Source organism: Paenibacillus sp. S33, from assembly GCF_053615415.1.
The window spans coordinates 335,985-354,705 of sequence record NZ_JBSIEZ010000002.1 but is presented as its reverse complement, the minus strand read 5'-3'; the positions used below and the strand labels follow the sequence as shown (position 1 = coordinate 354,705).

18 protein-coding genes and 2 pseudogenes are annotated in these 18,721 nt (G+C 38.9%); 5 read left to right on the top strand and 15 right to left on the bottom strand.

Annotation, left to right across the window (positions count from 1 at the left end; translation table 11 throughout):
- Positions 1 to 145: 145 nt before the first annotated feature.
- Positions 146 to 731 (bottom strand): annotated as a pseudogene (locus tag ACWGXJ_RS26560) (helix-turn-helix domain-containing protein); the annotation flags it as partial.
- Between the two features lie 157 nt (positions 732 to 888).
- Positions 889 to 1,359, bottom strand: coding sequence for a hypothetical protein (locus tag ACWGXJ_RS26555; RefSeq protein ID WP_452568169.1), 471 nt, complete (start codon positions 1,357 to 1,359; stop codon positions 889 to 891).
- 139 nt (positions 1,360 to 1,498) lie between these two features.
- Between ACWGXJ_RS26555 and ACWGXJ_RS26550 the strand changes: the two genes are divergently transcribed.
- The gene (locus ACWGXJ_RS26550; protein ID WP_452568168.1) at positions 1,499 to 2,731 is read left to right on the top strand and encodes a hypothetical protein; all 1,233 of its coding nucleotides are present in this window, start codon (positions 1,499 to 1,501) and stop codon (positions 2,729 to 2,731) included.
- Between the two features lie 810 nt (positions 2,732 to 3,541).
- On the top strand, positions 3,542 to 4,528 hold the full coding sequence (locus ACWGXJ_RS26545; protein ID WP_452568167.1) for a hypothetical protein: 987 nt from the start codon (positions 3,542 to 3,544) through the stop codon (positions 4,526 to 4,528).
- A gap of 227 nt (positions 4,529 to 4,755) precedes the next feature.
- Here ACWGXJ_RS26545 and ACWGXJ_RS26540 read toward each other — a convergent pair whose 3' ends face one another.
- The 7 genes and pseudogenes from ACWGXJ_RS26540 to ACWGXJ_RS26510 form a co-directional block, all read right to left on the bottom strand.
- On the bottom strand, positions 4,756 to 6,225 hold the full coding sequence (locus ACWGXJ_RS26540; protein WP_452568166.1) for a M6 family metalloprotease domain-containing protein: 1,470 nt from the start codon (positions 6,223 to 6,225) through the stop codon (positions 4,756 to 4,758).
- 31 nt (positions 6,226 to 6,256) lie between these two features.
- On the bottom strand, positions 6,257 to 7,294 hold the full coding sequence (locus ACWGXJ_RS26535) for a S8 family peptidase (RefSeq protein WP_452568165.1): 1,038 nt from the start codon (positions 7,292 to 7,294) through the stop codon (positions 6,257 to 6,259).
- A gap of 219 nt (positions 7,295 to 7,513) precedes the next feature.
- Positions 7,514 to 8,499 (bottom strand): annotated as a pseudogene (locus tag ACWGXJ_RS26530) (patatin-like phospholipase family protein).
- A 512-nt stretch (positions 8,500 to 9,011) separates the two neighbouring features.
- On the bottom strand, positions 9,012 to 9,521 hold the full coding sequence (locus tag ACWGXJ_RS26525; RefSeq protein WP_452568164.1) for a hypothetical protein: 510 nt from the start codon (positions 9,519 to 9,521) through the stop codon (positions 9,012 to 9,014).
- A 2-nt stretch (positions 9,522 to 9,523) separates the two neighbouring features.
- On the bottom strand, positions 9,524 to 9,805 hold the full coding sequence (locus ACWGXJ_RS26520) for a hypothetical protein (protein WP_452568163.1): 282 nt from the start codon (positions 9,803 to 9,805) through the stop codon (positions 9,524 to 9,526).
- 108 nt (positions 9,806 to 9,913) lie between these two features.
- On the bottom strand, positions 9,914 to 10,060 hold the full coding sequence (locus ACWGXJ_RS26515; RefSeq protein WP_452568162.1) for a hypothetical protein: 147 nt from the start codon (positions 10,058 to 10,060) through the stop codon (positions 9,914 to 9,916).
- Positions 10,051 to 10,377, bottom strand: coding sequence for a hypothetical protein (locus ACWGXJ_RS26510; RefSeq protein WP_452568161.1), 327 nt, complete (start codon positions 10,375 to 10,377; stop codon positions 10,051 to 10,053). Before ACWGXJ_RS26510 ends, ACWGXJ_RS26515 begins: the two co-directional genes overlap by 10 nt.
- A 475-nt stretch (positions 10,378 to 10,852) precedes the next feature.
- Between ACWGXJ_RS26510 and ACWGXJ_RS26505 the strand changes: the two genes are divergently transcribed.
- Both ACWGXJ_RS26505 and ACWGXJ_RS26500 read left to right on the top strand, forming a co-directional pair.
- Entirely contained in the window at positions 10,853 to 11,659 is an 807-nt protein-coding gene (locus ACWGXJ_RS26505; RefSeq protein WP_452568160.1) for a class I SAM-dependent methyltransferase, read from the top strand.
- 137 nt (positions 11,660 to 11,796) lie between these two features.
- Positions 11,797 to 12,168 (top strand): type II toxin-antitoxin system PemK/MazF family toxin, encoded by a 372-nt coding sequence (locus ACWGXJ_RS26500; RefSeq protein ID WP_258297676.1) that lies wholly within the window; start codon positions 11,797 to 11,799, stop codon positions 12,166 to 12,168.
- 486 nt (positions 12,169 to 12,654) lie between these two features.
- Here the strand turns inward: ACWGXJ_RS26500 and ACWGXJ_RS26495 are convergent, their stop codons facing one another.
- The 3 genes from ACWGXJ_RS26495 to ACWGXJ_RS26485 form a co-directional block, all read right to left on the bottom strand.
- Positions 12,655 to 13,017, bottom strand: a complete 363-nt coding sequence (locus tag ACWGXJ_RS26495; protein ID WP_452568159.1) for a hypothetical protein — start codon at positions 13,015 to 13,017, stop codon at positions 12,655 to 12,657.
- 108 nt (positions 13,018 to 13,125) lie between these two features.
- Positions 13,126 to 13,749 carry a hypothetical protein gene (locus tag ACWGXJ_RS26490; protein ID WP_452568158.1) on the bottom strand — a complete coding sequence of 208 codons (624 nt, stop codon included), beginning with the start codon at positions 13,747 to 13,749 and terminating at the stop codon, positions 13,126 to 13,128.
- 29 nt (positions 13,750 to 13,778) lie between these two features.
- Complete coding sequence (locus ACWGXJ_RS26485; RefSeq protein ID WP_044788241.1) at positions 13,779 to 14,189, bottom strand: PadR family transcriptional regulator; 411 nt, start codon at positions 14,187 to 14,189, stop codon at positions 13,779 to 13,781.
- A gap of 930 nt (positions 14,190 to 15,119) precedes the next feature.
- Here ACWGXJ_RS26485 and ACWGXJ_RS26480 point away from each other — a divergent pair.
- Positions 15,120 to 15,599, top strand: coding sequence for a cell wall hydrolase (locus tag ACWGXJ_RS26480; protein ID WP_452568157.1), 480 nt, complete (start codon positions 15,120 to 15,122; stop codon positions 15,597 to 15,599).
- A gap of 254 nt (positions 15,600 to 15,853) precedes the next feature.
- Here the strand turns inward: ACWGXJ_RS26480 and ACWGXJ_RS26475 are convergent, their stop codons facing one another.
- The 3 genes from ACWGXJ_RS26475 to ACWGXJ_RS26465 all read right to left on the bottom strand — a co-directional run bounded on the left by ACWGXJ_RS26475 (position 15,854) and on the right by ACWGXJ_RS26465 (position 18,358).
- Positions 15,854 to 16,612, bottom strand: coding sequence for a hypothetical protein (locus ACWGXJ_RS26475; protein ID WP_452568156.1), 759 nt, complete (start codon positions 16,610 to 16,612; stop codon positions 15,854 to 15,856).
- 146 nt (positions 16,613 to 16,758) lie between these two features.
- Positions 16,759 to 17,031: a hypothetical protein gene (locus ACWGXJ_RS26470; RefSeq protein WP_452568155.1), complete on the bottom strand. Its 273-nt coding sequence runs from the start codon at positions 17,029 to 17,031 to the stop codon at positions 16,759 to 16,761.
- Positions 17,032 to 17,110: 79 nt separating this feature from the next.
- Positions 17,111 to 18,358 carry a toprim domain-containing protein gene (locus ACWGXJ_RS26465; protein WP_452568154.1) on the bottom strand — a complete coding sequence of 416 codons (1,248 nt, stop codon included), beginning with the start codon at positions 18,356 to 18,358 and terminating at the stop codon, positions 17,111 to 17,113.
- Positions 18,359 to 18,721: the final 363 nt, after the last annotated feature.

The window sequence follows — 18,721 nt, the reverse complement described above, 5'->3', positions numbered from 1 at the left end:
CAGAAGGAGATGTTTAGAGACATCCATCTGTTATCCTGATATTCCCTTTTATATTATGTGACCAATGGACTGAAAGAAACAGGTTACTATGTCAAAAGTATTATAATCCCTTGTTATAAGACATGGATCAACGTAGCCCTATTGGCTTTAAAGACTTGTACACATTCGCCAAATCCTTCAACGCGTCAAGCTGTTCTATTTCCATCAAAACTTCAAATATCGTAGCTGCCCTGAGATTGCGACTTTGGTCTTCTCCAATTTGGATCGTGAATATACGATATTGACAGATGGCTAAACGTTCGGAGTGCTGATATTTCTCCACTTCTGCTACGTTCTCGTAGAGTAGCAGTGCCGCAGCATGTCATCCCTCTGCAAATAGGTTTTCCGCAATCTCAAACAGTCTGGGTGAATAGAGCAAATTATCCATGATGGCTCCCACCATCTTGCTTATCCAACTCCGCACAACGATACAACAATGGTTCGATTCGTCTCATGTTGGGGGGGAGGTCAATAATGTAATTTTCTATGTATAAGTCGTATAAGTGCCCTTCCGGTAAACCCATAGCCAAAGTGATTCGATCAAGCTGCTTCACCGAAACAGGACGATGCTGTGTAATCCAATTACTAAGCGTTCTTTGATGAACGCCTGAGTATTCTGCAAATTGAGCCAACTTCTGGGGTACTAATAGAAGGAGTACTTTTTTGTGGATTTGCAGAAAAAGGAATAACAATAAGAATAAGCAGCTAATTAACTTAGTATTTTCTACATTTTTCTAATCACTCCTTATTCCCTGTTTCGTTCTAAAATAACCATATAATGTATTCAAAATCGAGTTGATGTATATTTCGTGAATTACATAAAAAAGCAACCGACAATATATCAGTTGCTCACCTCTCAACAAAATACCTATTTGTCATATACCACGCTTTCCCCTTAATTGTATCAACCAAGCCCTTCTTACTATCCAAAAATACAATCTCACCACATTCTTTACAGCCCCATTTGTTCCTCTTGTACGCTGACTCTTCTTTATAGGAAGCTCCACATTTACATTCTATCTGGATTAATATCTTGTGCTGGCTATATGCATCTGTTAACTGTTCATTGGCTTTGCTTTCTACTATTGGTTGTATTTCTATTATATATTCCCTCTGCTCTGAATATTCATTATGCACCTTGAAATCTGCTACAAGCTCAGGGCTCAATCCAAAATGCTCTTTGCCTACTATAGTCACATATTTACTTTCTACACGATAAGACTCTATCCAGTCCTGTATTTGCTTGCTGGACAGATTGACAGTTCCTTTGATTCCACTGTTTAGTGTGTAGGTCATTGTGTGGTTCTGGTTTTGGTTCATGATACTATCTCCCTTAATTTCAAATTTACTTTTTAAAATTCTAGTTTGACTGAGGGATGTATTCAAATAATCCTTTTCTATGAACTGCCTATATGTTAATATATTCCTAATGCATTACTTATTACCTAGGAGGAAAGTCATGAATAAATTTAAGAACATCTTTATTTTTTTTCTAGCATTTTTGATTACCCTTTCAAGCATGTCATTATTTTTTGATCAAAGTGCATCAGCCAAATATGTGAAAGGATATTACAGAAAAGATGGCACATACGTTCATGGATACAACAGAGGAGGATCTTCCAGTACATACACTCCTTCATCAGACTATCCCACATTTGAAAATAAAGCTGACTCTTTAACCACCTATTCCTCCACCACATCTTATAACAATAATTCAGGAACAGTGAACCTATACAAAGGAAATCAACTTGTAGGAAATACATCAAGTAATGAACTTGTTTATGTTCAAGGGTATTATAGAAAAGACGGTACATATGTAAGACCTCATTATCGAACTCATCCAAATAACTTCTTGAATGATAATTTCAGTTATTTGGGATTATCAACTTTGAAACCTATACAAAAGTATCCATTCTATAATTTCAGTTCTATTCCTTCTGTATCAACTATTGAGCATTATCTTCAATATCAATTGAAAGACAAACAACTTACTACAACAAATCTCACTGTTCTAAAAAATTATGCAATCTCATTAAGCAATATAAACCTCAGTAATCAAAATGATAATTCAATCAGAGTCGTAGGAGAGAATTTCTATAAATCTTTAGGAATTAATCCAACGCTATCTGAAGATATGGCACAATTTGATGTAACCGGAGTTATCACTCCAAGCATATATTTAGAACAAATTCTTCAAGAAAGAAGCCTTGCTGTCTTACCTCAAGATTACGATATCTTAAAAAAAGCCTATTTAGCTTTATTGGTTGCATCCAAGGACGATGAGGCTATCAAAGTAAAAGCATACACTTTTGGGACAAAATTTTATAAGCAGCTATTCCCACTATATCCAGAGCAAGAAATCAAAGACCAAATTGAAATGGATTTACTTCAAAATTTTGAGGGTGCGGATAATAATGAATTAAACAACATTGCAGATACTATTAAAAGAAGTGTTCTATATTATAATAACTCAACACCTGAAACATATATCTTAACTTCTATAAAATATTACGGCAATACTATGGAGAATCCGGTATTTACAGATTCATATTATTTATACTTAGCTGATTTAAAGTTGAACTATACGCAAAAATTAATTGAGGATGGGAAATTGTTTTATCAGCAATATCATTTGAATGAGACTCAAATTAATGATCAAATCATAGCTGACTTTATCTTATTCACAAAATAGCAAAAAGAGAGGCTGCAAACTCAAATGCGACCTCTCTTTTTTCATAAGATCATAGTTTTACTTAAAGCCTATCACTTTGGAATGTTGAATCTTTTGGCTGTCTTAAGTAGAAGGTTATGATTTTTATCCAAAAAATTTTTAGTACTTTAACACTATAATGATATTCAACTTCTTCGCTAGAAAAAATACATCCATAATATGTTAGAAAATAACCACATCATCTGCCTTCCTTAGCGTGAATTGTTCGTAGTAGGGACCCTTTATTTATGCTCTATAGGATAAATGTCCGTTCGTTCACACTCATAATCGTTTCCTCGGTGCTGTTACGCTCTTGGCCTGTGCTGATCAACCTTCCGAACTCCCCCATGACTTCCTTTTCACTCGAATTGCTTAATCTTGGCTAGAAACTGATACTATTTAATCGACCTTTCCCTTTTGTGCCGCCCCCCATGCCTCATGGGGAGATGTAACTCATGTGGAAAACTGCTTGATTTATCCGGTCTGGCTCCCTCGACTAGTTCCAAGGGAGATTCCCGTGATCAATGATCGGTGGTTATCCAGTGTTATAGAATAGTACCTTATGGCGCTAGATCTTAATGCATGTTTAAATGCTTTGTATAATAAAGCAAGTATGCCACATGTTGACGTTCAGCGTCATCCGATGTCGTGCGGACCCTTAAAATTGTCCTTTATTAAGGAAAAACAGGCGCCGAACTCTAATAATTATAGTTCCACCAAATAACATAAGATTTAAACTTCCTGACTACTTTCTGAAGTATAATTATATTAGCTTATTATGGAGGTATTTATATGCGCCCAATCAACTTTTGCGCCCCCTATATGATAACTACAATTAGTAAACCAAAAACAAAAAATGACCTAAAAAGAATGTTGCTGGCATTAAAAAGTTATGCAAAAGAAGATTCTAATTTTATGGTTTATCTAAATGAAACCAATAAGCATACGACTATTGCTGGTTACGGAGAATCACATCTCAATAGCATTGTTGACCGTATATCAAGTGAGTTTAATTTAGATATAAATGTTCTAAAGACCCAAGTGTTATACAAGGAAACTATAAGCAAAACAGTAGTATCTGAAGGCAGATTTGTAAGGCAGTCATCAAGCTTATGCAGATACGGCCACTGTTGGATTGAACTCGAACCAAAAATACGTGATAGCGGTAATGAATTTGTGAACAACATTATTGAGGAAACCATAATACCGAGCGAGTATATCCCGTCGGTGAGTCAAGGCATTCAGCAGGCTATGACTTGTGGGGTCTTAGGTGATTTTCCAGTTGTAGATGTGAAAGCAACGCTATTTAATGGGTCATATCATGAATATGATTCAGACCAAATGTCTTACAAGATTGCAGGATTAATGGCATTTAGGAATGGGATGAAACAAGCGGACCCAGTGATTTTAGAACCAATAATGAAAGTGAAAATTGAAATTGCAGAATGCAATTCAACTGATGTTATAAATGAAATACACTCGATATTAGGAAAAAAAGGAGCAGTTAAATCGAAAGACGGAATATCAGTCTGGACCATAGATGTTCCGTTAAGAGAATTGGCGATTAGTGAAACGTTGAATTATAAACTCCAGGGAAAAGGGAATTGTTCGGTGATATTTGGAAATTATGATGAAGTCCCACAAAATATTAAAGAAAATATAATACATGAATCAAGCTTAATGGGTACTCGTTATCAAGATTTATTTTATTGGAGTAAATGGGGAAAGGAAGAAGAGGAATACCATTTAAACCACTTTGTAGAATCGTTTTGGGAATAGAATTGGCTTAACTCAGTGGCCCTAAGAAAAATAAGAGATTTAGTCCAGCTATGGTTCCTCCTCTCATTTTACTCGTTATCCTGCCCTTTAGTTAATGACAAACGGCAGCCGATTCATGGCTGCCGCTTTGTATTCAATGACCAAAATGTCTTATATATATTCCAGCCATTAGTTTTTTGATACCTACGCAGTAATTCATACTTAATTTTCGCTTTGCTTTTAAGAACCTAGCCAATAGTGAATTCAATTTCCTCTGCAGGATTTGTTATATTTGATATTTTAAATCCTGAATCTTTTGTATCCCATTGTATGCTGGACGGATTAGTGTTAAAAGCAAAAGCTACCCCGTCAATATTACCAAATAGATCGGTTCGATCTCCACGGTTTCGATTCTTTTCCAAATCCAGGTTTCCATCCGCCTGCATTAACGCAACCTGATAGTGCCTTGTAGCCCCTCCATCCTGGTTTTCATTTGAACCCAAGATATCGCAATGATAAATGGCTAATCCTGAAGAAGGTAGATGCTTATCCAATTCGATATTCGCTCTATTCTCAACCAAAAAATACTCCTGTTCTTTGTCCGTGTTGTATTTATAAATAGTATTGTAGTCTCCATGTTTAACGGTAATTCTCCCGCTGCGACCATTAAGGTTTACCTCATTATCGTACCATCCGACCAGCTTTCTCTGATAAGCGCATATCGGAGAAGGAGTATGTCCATTATTCAAATGGTTTCCCGAGCCCATTAAACAATATTCTCCGATTCCTTCACTCTCTTTATCATCACCATCGCGTTCTCCATAATCGTAAATATCGCAAAAACGGCATAGCAGATGCCCAGTCTCATGACAGAAAGTCCCAATAGCCAGATCGCTGCTGCTTCTACCAGCTCCCGTTAGCATGTACCCTTTAATTTTGTAGCTTCCGTACTGCAAATCAACTTCAGAGTTGTGGGGCCATAGATGACCTTCAGAAATAGATGGTCCGGCATAAAAGAAATTTACAGCATCCACGATTCCTCTACGCTTGGAGTCATATTCTGACAAATCAATATTGAAATCTCTCATTAGAATATCCATGGCGTCTTCCACCAATAGCACTTGAGTGTAATAACTCCTGTTATGCGGCAATTTTACCGGACCCACGACATGATTAATATATTTTAGTCTCCCAGAAGACATCGTTTCAAAATACTTGCGGACGGAAGAGTAATTGCCGTTACCATGGTAATTTTCTCCGTTTAGCATATCATCGATATCCTCATTAGAAACTGCTAATGGCAAATCAGCAAATTCAACCAATACGGTTAAACCGTGGATTTCTCCCTCTGTAAGAAGATTATTATCAATCAACCCTCTATATGGCCCAAAAGCTAACGGTTCTCTTCCTTCAGTTTTTTTTTGCCGAGGTCTAAGTTCGTTAAATCGCTTCATAAACTTTTGGCTTCGGACAGTCGAATCTTCCTTAATATGCAATTGAAGACCTTCTGGAGCCGGCTGATCCACCCCAATTCCCGTTGTAACAAGTTTCCCCTCCTGCAGTATAGCATAACAATATTTTTCTGCATTTTGATCATATATCGCTGTATAACCATCCAAAGACTCGTGACGGGCATAAAATTCATCACCATACACCCTTAGTTCAATTTCCTTATTATCCTGAATAACACTTGTTACTTCTCCGTTTAATCTACTCATAGCAATGAATCTCCTTTTATTGATTATGTGCTTAAATTAGAACCTCTTTATTGACTTGCTCTTTAGAGGCAGCCGTGTTTGAACACTCGCCTTGTAAAACAAGAAATCCATTTCCGACCAGCATTGGATCTGCATTTCGACAATCCGTCCGTTTGATCAGTTGAGCATAAATTTCAGGTTCCGTGAACTTTCTTTTGAATCGTGATTCACAGTAATTAATGAGCAGAGCAGCAGCTCCTGCCACATGGGGACTGGCCATGGAGGTACCGTTCATAACAGCATAATCTGAATGTTTGAACGTTGAGCGGATCGCTACCCCAGGCGCGACCAGATCAATTTCTGTATTAGTGTTCGTAAAGCAGGGGAGAACCTGATCCAGACCGATGGCTCCAACCTCAACGACTTCAGGGTAAGCTCCTGGGTAGGTCAATTCATTTTGTAAAATACCGCAGTCTCCCCCTTCATCGGAACCACCTTCATTACCAGCGGCACATATGATTAGAATGTCATTATTAACCGCTTCCTTTACTGCGTCATGGACAAGTGTACTATCTTTCCCACCAAGCGACATATTAATAATTCTGATCTTCTCCTGGTTTGGGCCGCGCCACGCAATACAATATTTAATAGCCTGTATTATATCTTCATCCGTGGCTTCATACTTTTCATTTCCAGAGCCTTCTACAACAGTCTGACCTCTATCATCCTTTTGCCGCTTAAACACCTTAAGAATGACCAGCTTGGATTGCGGGGCGACGCCTATGATCCCTTCTCCATTTTCAGACGCTGCAACTACTCCAGCGACATGGGTGCCATGGCCATTAAAATCAGTTACATCCTCCGCAGTACCTTCCGAAACAACATAATTCCGGGTGGCGATAATGCGGTCCTTAAGATCAGGATGGTCTACTTGGCAACCACTATCAATAATAGCAATAACTACGCCTTCGCCTTTGTAACCTTCATTCCACATATGCACAGCATTGATCATTTTAACGCCTTCCGGCACTCCATCTATACTTCTTTGGGTAGACTCTAATTTGTATGGAGTCAGATTATAATTTGCCATGCATCGGCACCCCCTTTAATGCAATTAATCCTTAAGAATTAATTCACATCATTTACGTACAAAGCTAGACTTCCCAAGCATTCGCTCACTATTCATGTATTTGCAGCCTTCATCTTCATTAGACAATCATTATCGGTTATAAATATAAGGTACTCGTACATTAAAACAAAAAGCCGCCGATATGGTGACTTTTATTGCCCCAACATATGCATTTTCAAATTAATGATAAAGTGTTGTATCCTCAATGTTTTGTTCGCTGATTCGTTCATAGTATTTGTACGGAGTTTCTGTTCTTTCTCTAAATTTCAGTTTGTAATCATTAAAATCCCACTTTTTCAGAAATTCTTGTGCTGCTGCTCGTCCTGATTTATATAAGACTTTTTTATCTTGTTCGGTTAAATCGAATTTTGTACTTGTTACTGACTCGGTTGGAATAAATATTGTTCGTTCTTCTGAGTGTTCATCCACATGTCGCTGATCATGTGCCTGAAGCATAGTTTTAAATACTCCTTTAAACAAACTTATTGGCCCGTGTACTTCGTATTCGTGTACAAATGTGCGTCTCGCTGATAACCGAAACCCAAAAGTAGGCCAGCGTGGGATACCTTCGACATCGAATAACCAAATCGGATAATTACTTAAGAGGCCCCCATCTAGCATATAATATGGTTTATTTGAAATGGGTGTTTTCCATAGATATGGCTGAAAAAAGAAGGATAAAGTTGTACTCATTCGTACAGCTGTAGCTATCGGAAAGGTATCGCGAGATAATCCATAATGATATAAATCATCTGGAAATATAACCATTTTTCCATTACTGATGTTAGATGCAATGATTGACAATTTGCCTTGAGGAAGGTCTCCAAAAGTATGAACACCTTTTTTTTCTAACCAGCATGCAATCAATTGTTCAAGTATATGATTTGAGTAAATACCTGAGGAAACAATTATAGGGAGAGCTTTGTTTATTAACGGAAGTCTATTTAACCATGTCTGTCCTAGTAGTTGTGTGTAATCAATTGAACTAATTAGTTCCTTAATTTCAATACTTGTATACCCACTTGCTAATAATGCTGCAACAATTGATCCTGCTGAAGTTCCGGCAAGCCTTCCCCAATGATATCCCCGTTCTTCCATACCTCAATTGCTCCTACAAATGCTTGACCTTTAACCCCGCCTCCTTCAAAAACTCCATCTACTATCAAGTTTATCATTTCTTCCTAAGGTTATTTTTTGGGATAGTTAAAAAGAAAAACCTAAAAGATTCCTTAACAGCGCTTTACGGACACGTCCTGTCTGGCAGAACACTTTTGGCTTATAGGTCTCACTCGTATGTATTCCGTAATTTAGCATCCGAACCATATTCTGGGCAGTGGAAGCGAATGTATTGATCAGTATGGTTATAATGTTCGCAACAAAGCCGCTCACAAATCCCTCGACAAAAGCTCTGGCAATATCCTTTGACTTAGCAATGACTCTACCCTGTACCCTCAAACAAAGACTTCTGAACTCTTCTATTCTTCTCGCCACGGTACCATAAGCCTTAAACAAAATATTTTGTTTCGGCTTTCTTTACGGTCGACTTTACATGCTTCAATATTCTTCTTAACAGCAGCTTCACGGTTAATTTCATAATGCTGGGCGTTAGTCTTGCCTGGACTTCGCTTGTTCTCCCGATCCATCCACTGCTCAAGGTCTTTATCGTTTTTAGATTGGTTCAGGCTGGATTCCGTCCAGGCCAGATCCTCTCTGACGTTGCCATTTCATCTCGCTGCTCAGCATTCATATACAAACGTGCTCCGTTATTGCTGTGAATTGCCTTGGCCGATATTACATGATCAAGGTGGGTTGTTCCATCTTTCTTGAGGACCTTCCCTGTATAATCATCTGTAATCTCTATGCTGGTCTGAAAGTTTAACTTTCGCTTCTTCGGAAAATCCTTTTCGTAATTGCCACGGTCAAATGCCTCCGTATATTGGTCTTCATCGGCTTTGTTCGCAAATATCCCCTTCTCAGCGTTATGCAACGTCGTCACGTTTCCGCCGTTCTTATAGCTATCAAAGATAGGTCCCAAACCGAACTGACTGATAATGGTTGTCAGTACCGTTTCCTTATACTGTAAAAGCAATTTCTTAATATGACTATTCTGTAGGGTGCCTTCATTTAAGATGATCTCCTTCAGGTCCACCTCTACGAGTAAGGTCATATCGAAAGCATCGCTAGACATGATTATTCATCCGCTCCAGCTACTCTGTTCAGCAGCTCCGCTCCGGCATTTGTATTATTCACCAATGCCCCTAACCGCTGCTTTTCTCCCGGTGACAGCAGGGTATAATCGGTAGGTGAGGTGCGGCATTTCGATAACATGCCAAGAAGAGAAGCTGCGGTGGTGGTACTAAGCATATTAATCTCCTGAATTTCCTTACGTGTCGCCTCAACTACTCTGACATTTCTACGTATTTTGGCAGCCTCTGCATTAGCCTGTTCAGCCAATTTTTTTATTTTTCCCACTTTTCAAAAGGCCAGCTGTCAGAAGCGCCCCTCCGCCGATTGCCCAACCTACGGGACCGGCCAATCCTAAGAGCGCAGTCCCCGCTACCGTTCCACCACCACCAGCAATCAGTGCTCCTCCCCCCACAGCCAAGCCAATGCAGCATTCGTGGCAGCTGCACCGCTGAGCGTAGCAATCGCCGTACCTGTAGAAGCAGTACCAAACGTAGTGGCGATTGCTAGTGCCACTGTTGGTCCAAAAGCAGCTACCCCCACCCTGCAGCTACCCCTGCTGTAGCTGCTCCTTTAGAGGTGAAATTGGCTCTACTTATTTCTCCCTCAATTGTTTCAAGCAAGCCTGAGAACTTCTTGGTTTCAATCTTTATTGCCTTTAATTCTGTATCCAGCGTCACTGGTTTATTACGCATACTATTAATGAACTCCCATGCCTGGTCGATAACCGACTTTAATACTCTACGTTTATGAAATAATTGCTCAGCATCCTGGATGAGCATCTGATTCTCAGATTCATAGCTGGCTTGTACTGCCTTCAAATTCCTAATGGCTCCTTCTCGCAAATCTTTATTAAACATATGTATCCCCTCTAATCAGATGTCTCTAAGAATTAGTTTCGTAATGTCACCTATTAATCCGTATTCATAAAATGTTTTCTCTTCTCTTTTAGAGTCTTATATTCCATATAATACAATTATTATTCCATATATTCTCTTATTATAAGTTATAAATAACATCTAATAATATGCTCTGTTTAGTAATTTAAAATCATATGAAAAGGCAATTTCCCGCTTTACTATTACTTATGATACGGTTCACCGCAACATCGTAAGGGGCAAACGAATGATTGCAATCAAACTTGAGGTGAATTTTGAACACTAACAACCGTCTTTGGACTTTTATTTTATCTCATGATTATCTGGATGTAGCCATTGAAATATATGGTAATGTATGGTACCATCACAAAAGAGGAACGTATGTTCTTAGTTTTTGACTCTTTATTCGTATCAAACAGAGATTTAGGAAGATTTATCCATTTAGGAGGGTGTCCGCTTGAACAAAGATTCTATTTATAGAACAAACGTTATTGGTGCTGGTGAGGCTGGTGTCGCCAACTCGATCAACATGGATAAGAATGTTGTACATAAAACAAACAGCTTCTATTGGGATACAAAGGGAAATGACTACTTAGGGGCAATCGTGCTTCCTTTTTATGGAGCATTTGTCTCAGAAGAAAAACACCAACTTTTTGGTGATGTTTCAGGAAAAAAGATGCTGGAGATAGGCTGTGGAAACGGTCAATCCTTGCAATATCAGGGGGACCGTAAAGCATCTGAACTGTGGGGTATGGATATATCAGAAAAACAAATCGAAAAAGCAATGCAACATTTGACCTCATGTGGTCTTTCAGCTAAATTGATCTGTTCCCCCATGGAAGAAGAATGTGGCATACCAAAGGATTATTTTGACTTTGTTTATTCGGTTTATGCTATAGGCTGGACCACCGACCTTGAGGGTACTTTTCGCCGAATCGCTTCTTACTTAAAAAAAGATGGCGTATTTATTTTCAGTTGGTCCCATCCTATACATAAATGTGTTGTTGCAGAAAAGAATATGCTTGCTTTTAAGAAATGTTATTTCGATGAATCTTGGTATTCGGTGGCTCTTGATGACGGTGAGCTAACATTATCGGATCGTAAACTTTCAACTTATGTAAATGCGTTGGCAAAAGCGGGATTTGTCATTGAGCAAATGATTGAGGAATCTGATGATGAAATTATACAATCACGAGATAGCGGATTTGCAAGAAAGGCAACGATGCTTCCTGTAACTTTTGTCATCAAAGCAAGAAAGCTATAGCCCTTTATTTATGTACCGGATGAAGATCAGAAAGACGAGCAGGCTATCACTGGCAAGCTCGTAACAAACCCCGGCGACTTCGAGCCGATCATGGTTGATGGGCACATGAAGTCCCCGGAACACAAAGTTGTGTAGGCATGAAACAGCGTCGCGTTGTAGTCCTTTCAAATAACCATTTCAACCAGAACAATAGCTACGAATATATTTACGTCGCTCCGATCTTGAGTGTCCATCCTGAAAAGGACCACGGGAAAAAATGGTACAAGCGAATGATTCGCGATGAGCATCCAACGAACATTTACATCCCAACCATCGAAGGTTATGAGCGGTACATATCACTTGCACAGATTACAAGCATTCATAAAGGTTCCCTGCTTCGAGACGTCCATGAAACGATTGACGAGGAACGTCTTTCGGTCGTCAGTGGCAGTCTGAACTTCATCCTAGATCTTGGCCTGATGGAGCCAGATGAAGCCGAACAAGTTATTGAGGAAACCGGCACTGAGTAAGCAATCATATTCGATTAAAGCAAGCTCGGGAAACGGAGCTTTTTCTACTGTCTACCTTTCTCCTCCTTTTTTCGTTCAAGTTAATATCTACCCGTGTCCTTAACAAATGGCCGTATGATACGCTAATTATGGTGATTTTATGTATATTGATCCGATGTTATTGGATGATTTAAAGGAACCTTTTGAATATCAGGACCATATCGCTGAACACAAAGTATCTCCATATAATCACATGTACAAGAATCTCAATATACCTTCAGTACGTTCTTTTGCATAAGAAAACCCCTCCGATCTACAGTGTTAAATTCATTGTAATATGAACTCTTTTTTCCACTGTCTATCATGAGGGGATAGTTCCAAACTACAGATAGTTAATCTGCAACTAAAGCACTTATTGATTTCATACTAAGCTGCTCTATATAGATCAACTCATATTTCCTACGTTTGGAGATTGCATCTACTGGGCTATCTAGTAAGCTAACTATCCTAATTTCTTATTTCTTTAATCAGCTCATAACAAATATAAGGAAATGAGAATATACCAATGAAGAATGAGATTGGTATCTTTATTGCAACTTTTAGTAAGAAAAAGAACAAATCTATAACCGAACCGCCTCTCATTGCAACGGCGATTCTCCATTCTAAACTCTTTTCTCTATAAAACCATTTGTATAAAAATCTATTAATAAGATGATATCCGCTGGGAATCGATCCTAGCATATAAGCAGCGAAAATAAATTTAAATTTAAGTCCCATAAGAAAAAATGACACAAAAAATAAAAACAAAGATAATAATATAGGTTTAACTATATATCTCCCATATGCTTCGGGACCAAAAAGTCGATACATAAATTCTCCTTTCATTACTGAATATATGATGCGATATTTCTCTGGTGTAAACTATGACTTTAATTACTCTTCTTACGCCTATAAGTTTATTTAGGATCTCATAAAAGCCTAGTTAATCGACGAATTATCGATATAACCCTGCAAAATCTCCGGAGGTAATTTCTTTTTAAAGTGACCTGGTATATGTTCAAAACAATACGCCAACTTACTAAGATTAAAACCAGGTATCGCCTTAAGCAGAGCCACTTCATTCTGTCCCAGTTGCTTGCTACAAATAGCACAGACTTTATTTACAACGGCCTTACTTTGTGTTGGTACTCCCTCTGCCGGTGGAACATTGTCGTCTTTTAGATGGGCAAGAGCTGGATTCTCTCCCCATTTTCGGTGTGGAGCCAGATCGGCCCAACCCATTTGCCAAGAATCCAACGCATTAACGAATGCCTGGTTAATAACCTGATCTGTTATAGTTGGTATTTTGCTACTGTCTGTTAGTGTATCTACACCATATCCATCACGAAAGTAGTCTGCAATATAGATCCGGACAACAGCTTTGATGTACCCAGCCCCAGGGTTGATCTCTAGCTCACGAAGCTCGTAAGACCATTCACTGCCGGTGGCCATTTCAAGTCGGTCCGTATAAACTTGGTTCGGAATATAGTGACGATTTTGGTTCACCACTGTTCCAGATGGAAAGCGTTTCTTAAGCGAAGCAACAACCTTAGCGTAGTCCAAGAATATAACCTTCCTTCATCGAGATATCATCAATTCAAAGGAATGTGTCCAAACCTATCTATGTAATGCTTGAAATTGGTATAGGTATTGATGGCCAAGTCAACTTGATCCGGCAACTCCTTTAGGAGCTGCTTAAAATAATCATGACCTCGGGGTGTGATGGAATAGTATCGGTTGTACCGATTATCTCCATCCCAGGCCCGGGTTACATGACCTTCTTCAGCTAACTTTTTCAGGCGAGCTGACAGATAGCCGTTATTAACGCCTACGTTTGTAGGAGACTGCTTCCCTAAAGCAACAATGATTTGCTGCTCCAATTCACTCCCATATAAACGGCCTCGTTGAAGCTCTGACAGCACGAAAAAATCAATGACTTGCTGAACCCTAACGATGTTATGTAACGAGATCTGCTTAGATAAGGGGTATTCATTTCTTGGCATATAAATCTCCTTCCATAATTACGGCTTATTATGGTCCATAAAAACAAAAAACAGTGGACCGTAAGGATCCAATTCTTTTAACTCACTACTAACGTCATTTTTTTACCTATATTATATCATATTATACATGACAACAATATACTTGTTAGCAGGTTTGTTAATAAACGAAACCCTCACTTTTTCTATTTTCTTGTTCCCTTTTTCCATAGCATGCACCCACGTATCTTGACTCCTACCTTAGTTGCAGAATTTCAAATCTTCTACTATGTACGTACTTATTTTTTGCTGTATCCGTACCCAGTCGAAGCCAGCAAATCTACAACTAAATTCGGATCAAGTTGCAGATATGGGTTTGGGGGCGCGGGGGACAGGAAACCCGGTATAAAAAGGTCTCAGGACTAACATTAAGTAAGTGACTTGTATTGTGTAAACTAACATTAATGCATGAATTTTGTGCTGTTGAAGCTAGATACGTATCCAAGTGTAGACTACGTATCCCCTATCTAAATTCACCTATCGATCTATCGAAAAATGAACACATATACAATGACAGAAGAAGGGTTTATCGAACTGAGCGCCGAACGTGGCTGCGCGGGATGAGGGATAACCGTGCTAACAAGTATATTGTTGTCATGGTTGTTTCAAAAGAATGCCCCTATACTCTTCTAAAGAAAATCACAGCCCGCCAAGCTGAGATTTTTCGCTCATCATCATTATACAATTAATTAATTAGTTAATGAACGAAAACTTTTTATCGTCTTTCCTCATGTCTTCGAAAACGTTCGTCCACAGTTTTGTCATGGTACTCTATGTAAAAATAATAGAGGTTTTGAAATAAAAATCCGAGAGCGGTTGTAAAACCATAGCCTCATTTCTCTTTATATAGTGAACGCCCCAAAAGGCGATTACAATCCACAGGAGGTAATATCAATGGCAATTGGTGAACCACTAAGTTCAAGAAGTCAGCTTTATGGACGTGACAGTGCCGATCTGTTGGCAAGAACACTTTATGGAGAAACTGAAAACGATTCTTCATCCCGTGTAGGTGTTGCTTATGTCGTTATGAATCGTAAAAATGCTACAACAGGAGAGTTTAGAAATCTAAACACCGTTGAAGCAGTCGTTCTACAGCAAAATGCATTCTCTTGTTTCTGGGATAGTAACTTGGCTAAATGTCTTGCCCCTAACACTAGCAGTGCCGTATGGAAAAACTGTGTAAACATTGCTCAAAACCTGAGTACCTTCTCTAACCCCATTGGCGATAAGTTGTTCTACACTGTAACATCATTATTTAACAATCTAAGCTACACTGAAAACGGAAAGCTCTACTACAAATTCCCAGGTGGTAGAACAGTCCAAATAACCTCTAAAGTTGCCCTCGGCGCGCACACATTTTTTAACTACATCTAATTATACGAGTATTTAATTACTTAAGAAATAAAAAAGGCTGACCATTGTGGTCAGCCTTCAGAGTGTCGAGAAAGTCCAGAGGACTTTTCGACACTTCTATTTTTATATGGGGAGACGCATCTTTTAAAACAAAAATCGATTTAAAACGATCTGAGGACCCTAGTTTTTAGACCACTAAGACAGTTTTAAACCCCCTGCAAAAAAACAGGGGGTTTCTCGACAGCCTGAAGGCTGACCATTGTGGTCAGCCTTTTTTATTTTTCATTAGGTACAAATTTGATTTGATCGGCAACAAACTCATTCTTTACAGTATCGAATTTATAAGTGATATGGAAATCACCTACATATTGGGGTGATGCTCCAACACTTGCGCCTATTTTGGAGACTATTTTTTGATTATCCAATTCATAAATAACTACACCGCCAAAAGCGAGCTTGTCTTGTTTATAATTCGGCGGTAGTACAACATTAGAATCGAATTTATATTCTTTCTCTTTCGTCTTAACTGTAATAGCTAGAGTATCGTCATTTTTAACAACATGCGTTTCAATCTGACCGGCAACAATTTCCTCATAATTTTGTACTTTAATTTCACTTAAATCCTTTGCATTAAGTATATGAATATCAAAAGTATCTAATCCTGTACCTCTACCTGTGTTGATAATAATCACGGCTTCTTCCTTGCCATCACCCGTAAGATCAGTATAAAATACCTGCGGTTTAGTTCCTGTATTTAATATGTTCCAATCAAATTCTTTCTGGTTGCCGTTAATCTCTACCTTGACTCCGTGTACATCCCCGTCTATTTTGTTGACAGCATAAAGCTTCACTTCCTCATTCTTGGAAGCCTCAATCAGCTTTGCATTAGTCTCTTGTTGCGGCTGCGTTGTTACCTGTTTACTGGGAGACTCGCCTGGCCCTTCCGTAACCGTTGCTGGCTTATTTGAACCACATCCCGAAAGCAAAACAACACTTAATAGCATCAATACACCAATTTCTTTTTTCAACTCCATATGCCCCTTTCAACTTTCCTAGCGAAATTATAGCAGAGCAAATAAAAAGATGATTTACATAAGATTAACAATATTTAAGAATAAAGTTAAAGTAATGTTAACAGACCTCAAGCATCAATTCAAACAATACGAAGATCCTGAAAGCGCTAAGGGCGTTCCCCGGTGGCACTGGCTCTCTCAAAGTATGGTAAATAGCGCAGCGGAATCATGGTGTGGCTCTGTGCATGCATACATGATGGTGCCTGCCATCTTTGATTCGGTCCACGCCTCTTACGCTCCATGGGGTGCGTGAAATGAACGACAGGAACGTAGAGCGCCTTGGCCGTCGTAAGCGCTCTTGTTATCGGCGTGGGTAGTGGGCCAGCGGTGCGTACTGGCTCTAAAACGGACGCACTTGCCGCGCTCTTGGATTCCTCCAAAAATACCCCTACTAATTGTTCTTCAGCCCTATCAACTTCCTGAAGCTTACGGATAGGACACTAGTAACTGGATAGAACATTAGCCGACCAATGTAGTCACTTGGGGAACGTACAGTCGGCTCACGAGATCGTCTATTCCTTTAGCTAAAGAGATATCCCACATCGCCAAACTGATTTTCATGTCTGTATGATTGGCAAAAAACTCCACACAGTTGCCCAATGCCAGTTCAACAGCTGGTGTTATTGTTACATCCGCATCTGCTGCTATTACAAGGTGCTTACAACCAATGGCTTTTAATGGTTCAAGTGCAATCGAGAAGGAGTTCAATCCTGGGATTCCGATAAAGGGTTTATACAAAGCATCTGATGCTATGTCTGCTTTCAATCCCCCTTCAGTAAGCCAAATCTCAGAACAGTCCAGTAACTTATCCGGTGTATTGTGATAATTCCAGTTCTCCATTAGTTCACTAGGTAATGCAAAGTGATACGGAATAGGAGCCCCTATACTTGACCCATTTAGCTTGTTACTGCTACTCCACCAATAGTATTTCTGACCTTGTACCAACTCAGCTGAACACAGGAATTCACCCATCGCATCCTTGGTGGACCTAACATCTTTTTCAATTAGTCCCCCTTCCAAACGCCTTCCAGCTATGATAAGTTCACAGATAGCTCTGCGTAGCCCGTTCTCTTTCTCTACTTCCCTTAAAACTCTACCTTTTATACTTCCTTTTAAGCGAAGCTCCAAGGGTGGTTGATCTACTCGAGTTTGAAACCCTGTGATCTCGTTATAAATAGAGCGAAAGGGTATCAACGTTCCAGAGGCCCCAGCCATCGTCCAATAAGGACCATACTTACCTTCTTTTACGTAAAAACCTGGTACACCTGAAAGATCATCTGGAGAACTTAGCCGATCGGAGACTCGTTTTGTTATCTTGTGACGATCCTGACTCGGTAAACTACGGTATTCTCTTATCTGAATCTGCTTTTTCGTCATTTTACGTTTGAGTAATGCGCTTAAGTGAAAGTCTGAAAGGATTGATTCCTCTAAGAATGTTTGATAAACGTCATCCAAGTAATCATTTGGCTTTTTCTCAACATCGTGATTATCCTCAATCTCGGGAGGTGTAATTGGCGATTCTTGTTCATTTAACTGGTGAATGTATTGACGTCCAATTTGTGAATCAAAATAATGTTCTGATTGAACACGCATACAATGGACGACCGTTTGATCTTTGTTAATACGGCACCAACCTTTATGCCCACAGATGGGGCATATCGATGCAATTTCATACCATCCCGTATCTCTTGTTCGGCGTAATTTCATTGCAACCATCCTCTCTTTTTTAATTACTCTCTGTACGAATAATCCTTGTCAGAAAATGTACATAAAATAAAAAAGGACACCCTCTTCAAAATCGAAGAATGTGTCCTTTATAAAAAGTAACAACAAAAAACATGCTCAAATAAAACATGTGCTTGGGTACTCTCTTGTTTGTTAGCCAATTAAGGCATTTCTTATCTTCACTGCATCAATGAGCAGCAAAGAAAATTACTAGCTAATTAATTAATTAGATTATATAATATAATTAAACATACGTAAATAAAAAAAGAGAGACATGATGTAATTATCATGTCCCTCTTACGTGCAATCTATTAAATTACATTTAATTGTGTGTTTTTTTGTATA

Coding starts and splice junctions, on each gene's coding strand:
- ACWGXJ_RS26525 (WP_452568164.1), bottom strand. CDS start 9,521: ATGTCTAGCGATGCTTTCGATATGACCTTACTCGTAGAGGTGGACCTG.
- ACWGXJ_RS26480 (WP_452568157.1), top strand. CDS start 15,120: ATGGCAATTGGTGAACCACTAAGTTCAAGAAGTCAGCTTTATGGACGT.
- ACWGXJ_RS26510 (WP_452568161.1), bottom strand. CDS start 10,377: ATGTTTAATAAAGATTTGCGAGAAGGAGCCATTAGGAATTTGAAGGCA.
- ACWGXJ_RS26495 (WP_452568159.1), bottom strand. CDS start 13,017: ATGTATCGACTTTTTGGTCCCGAAGCATATGGGAGATATATAGTTAAA.
- ACWGXJ_RS26540 (WP_452568166.1), bottom strand. CDS start 6,225: ATGAGTAGATTAAACGGAGAAGTAACAAGTGTTATTCAGGATAATAAG.
- ACWGXJ_RS26545 (WP_452568167.1), top strand. CDS start 3,542: ATGCGCCCAATCAACTTTTGCGCCCCCTATATGATAACTACAATTAGT.
- ACWGXJ_RS26555 (WP_452568169.1), bottom strand. CDS start 1,359: ATGAACCAAAACCAGAACCACACAATGACCTACACACTAAACAGTGGA.
- ACWGXJ_RS26500 (WP_258297676.1), top strand. CDS start 11,797: ATGAAACAGCGTCGCGTTGTAGTCCTTTCAAATAACCATTTCAACCAG.
- ACWGXJ_RS26550 (WP_452568168.1), top strand. CDS start 1,499: ATGAATAAATTTAAGAACATCTTTATTTTTTTTCTAGCATTTTTGATT.
- ACWGXJ_RS26475 (WP_452568156.1), bottom strand. CDS start 16,612: ATGGAGTTGAAAAAAGAAATTGGTGTATTGATGCTATTAAGTGTTGTT.
- ACWGXJ_RS26535 (WP_452568165.1), bottom strand. CDS start 7,294: ATGGCAAATTATAATCTGACTCCATACAAATTAGAGTCTACCCAAAGA.
- ACWGXJ_RS26465 (WP_452568154.1), bottom strand. CDS start 18,358: ATGAAATTACGCCGAACAAGAGATACGGGATGGTATGAAATTGCATCG.
- ACWGXJ_RS26485 (WP_044788241.1), bottom strand. CDS start 14,189: ATGCCAAGAAATGAATACCCCTTATCTAAGCAGATCTCGTTACATAAC.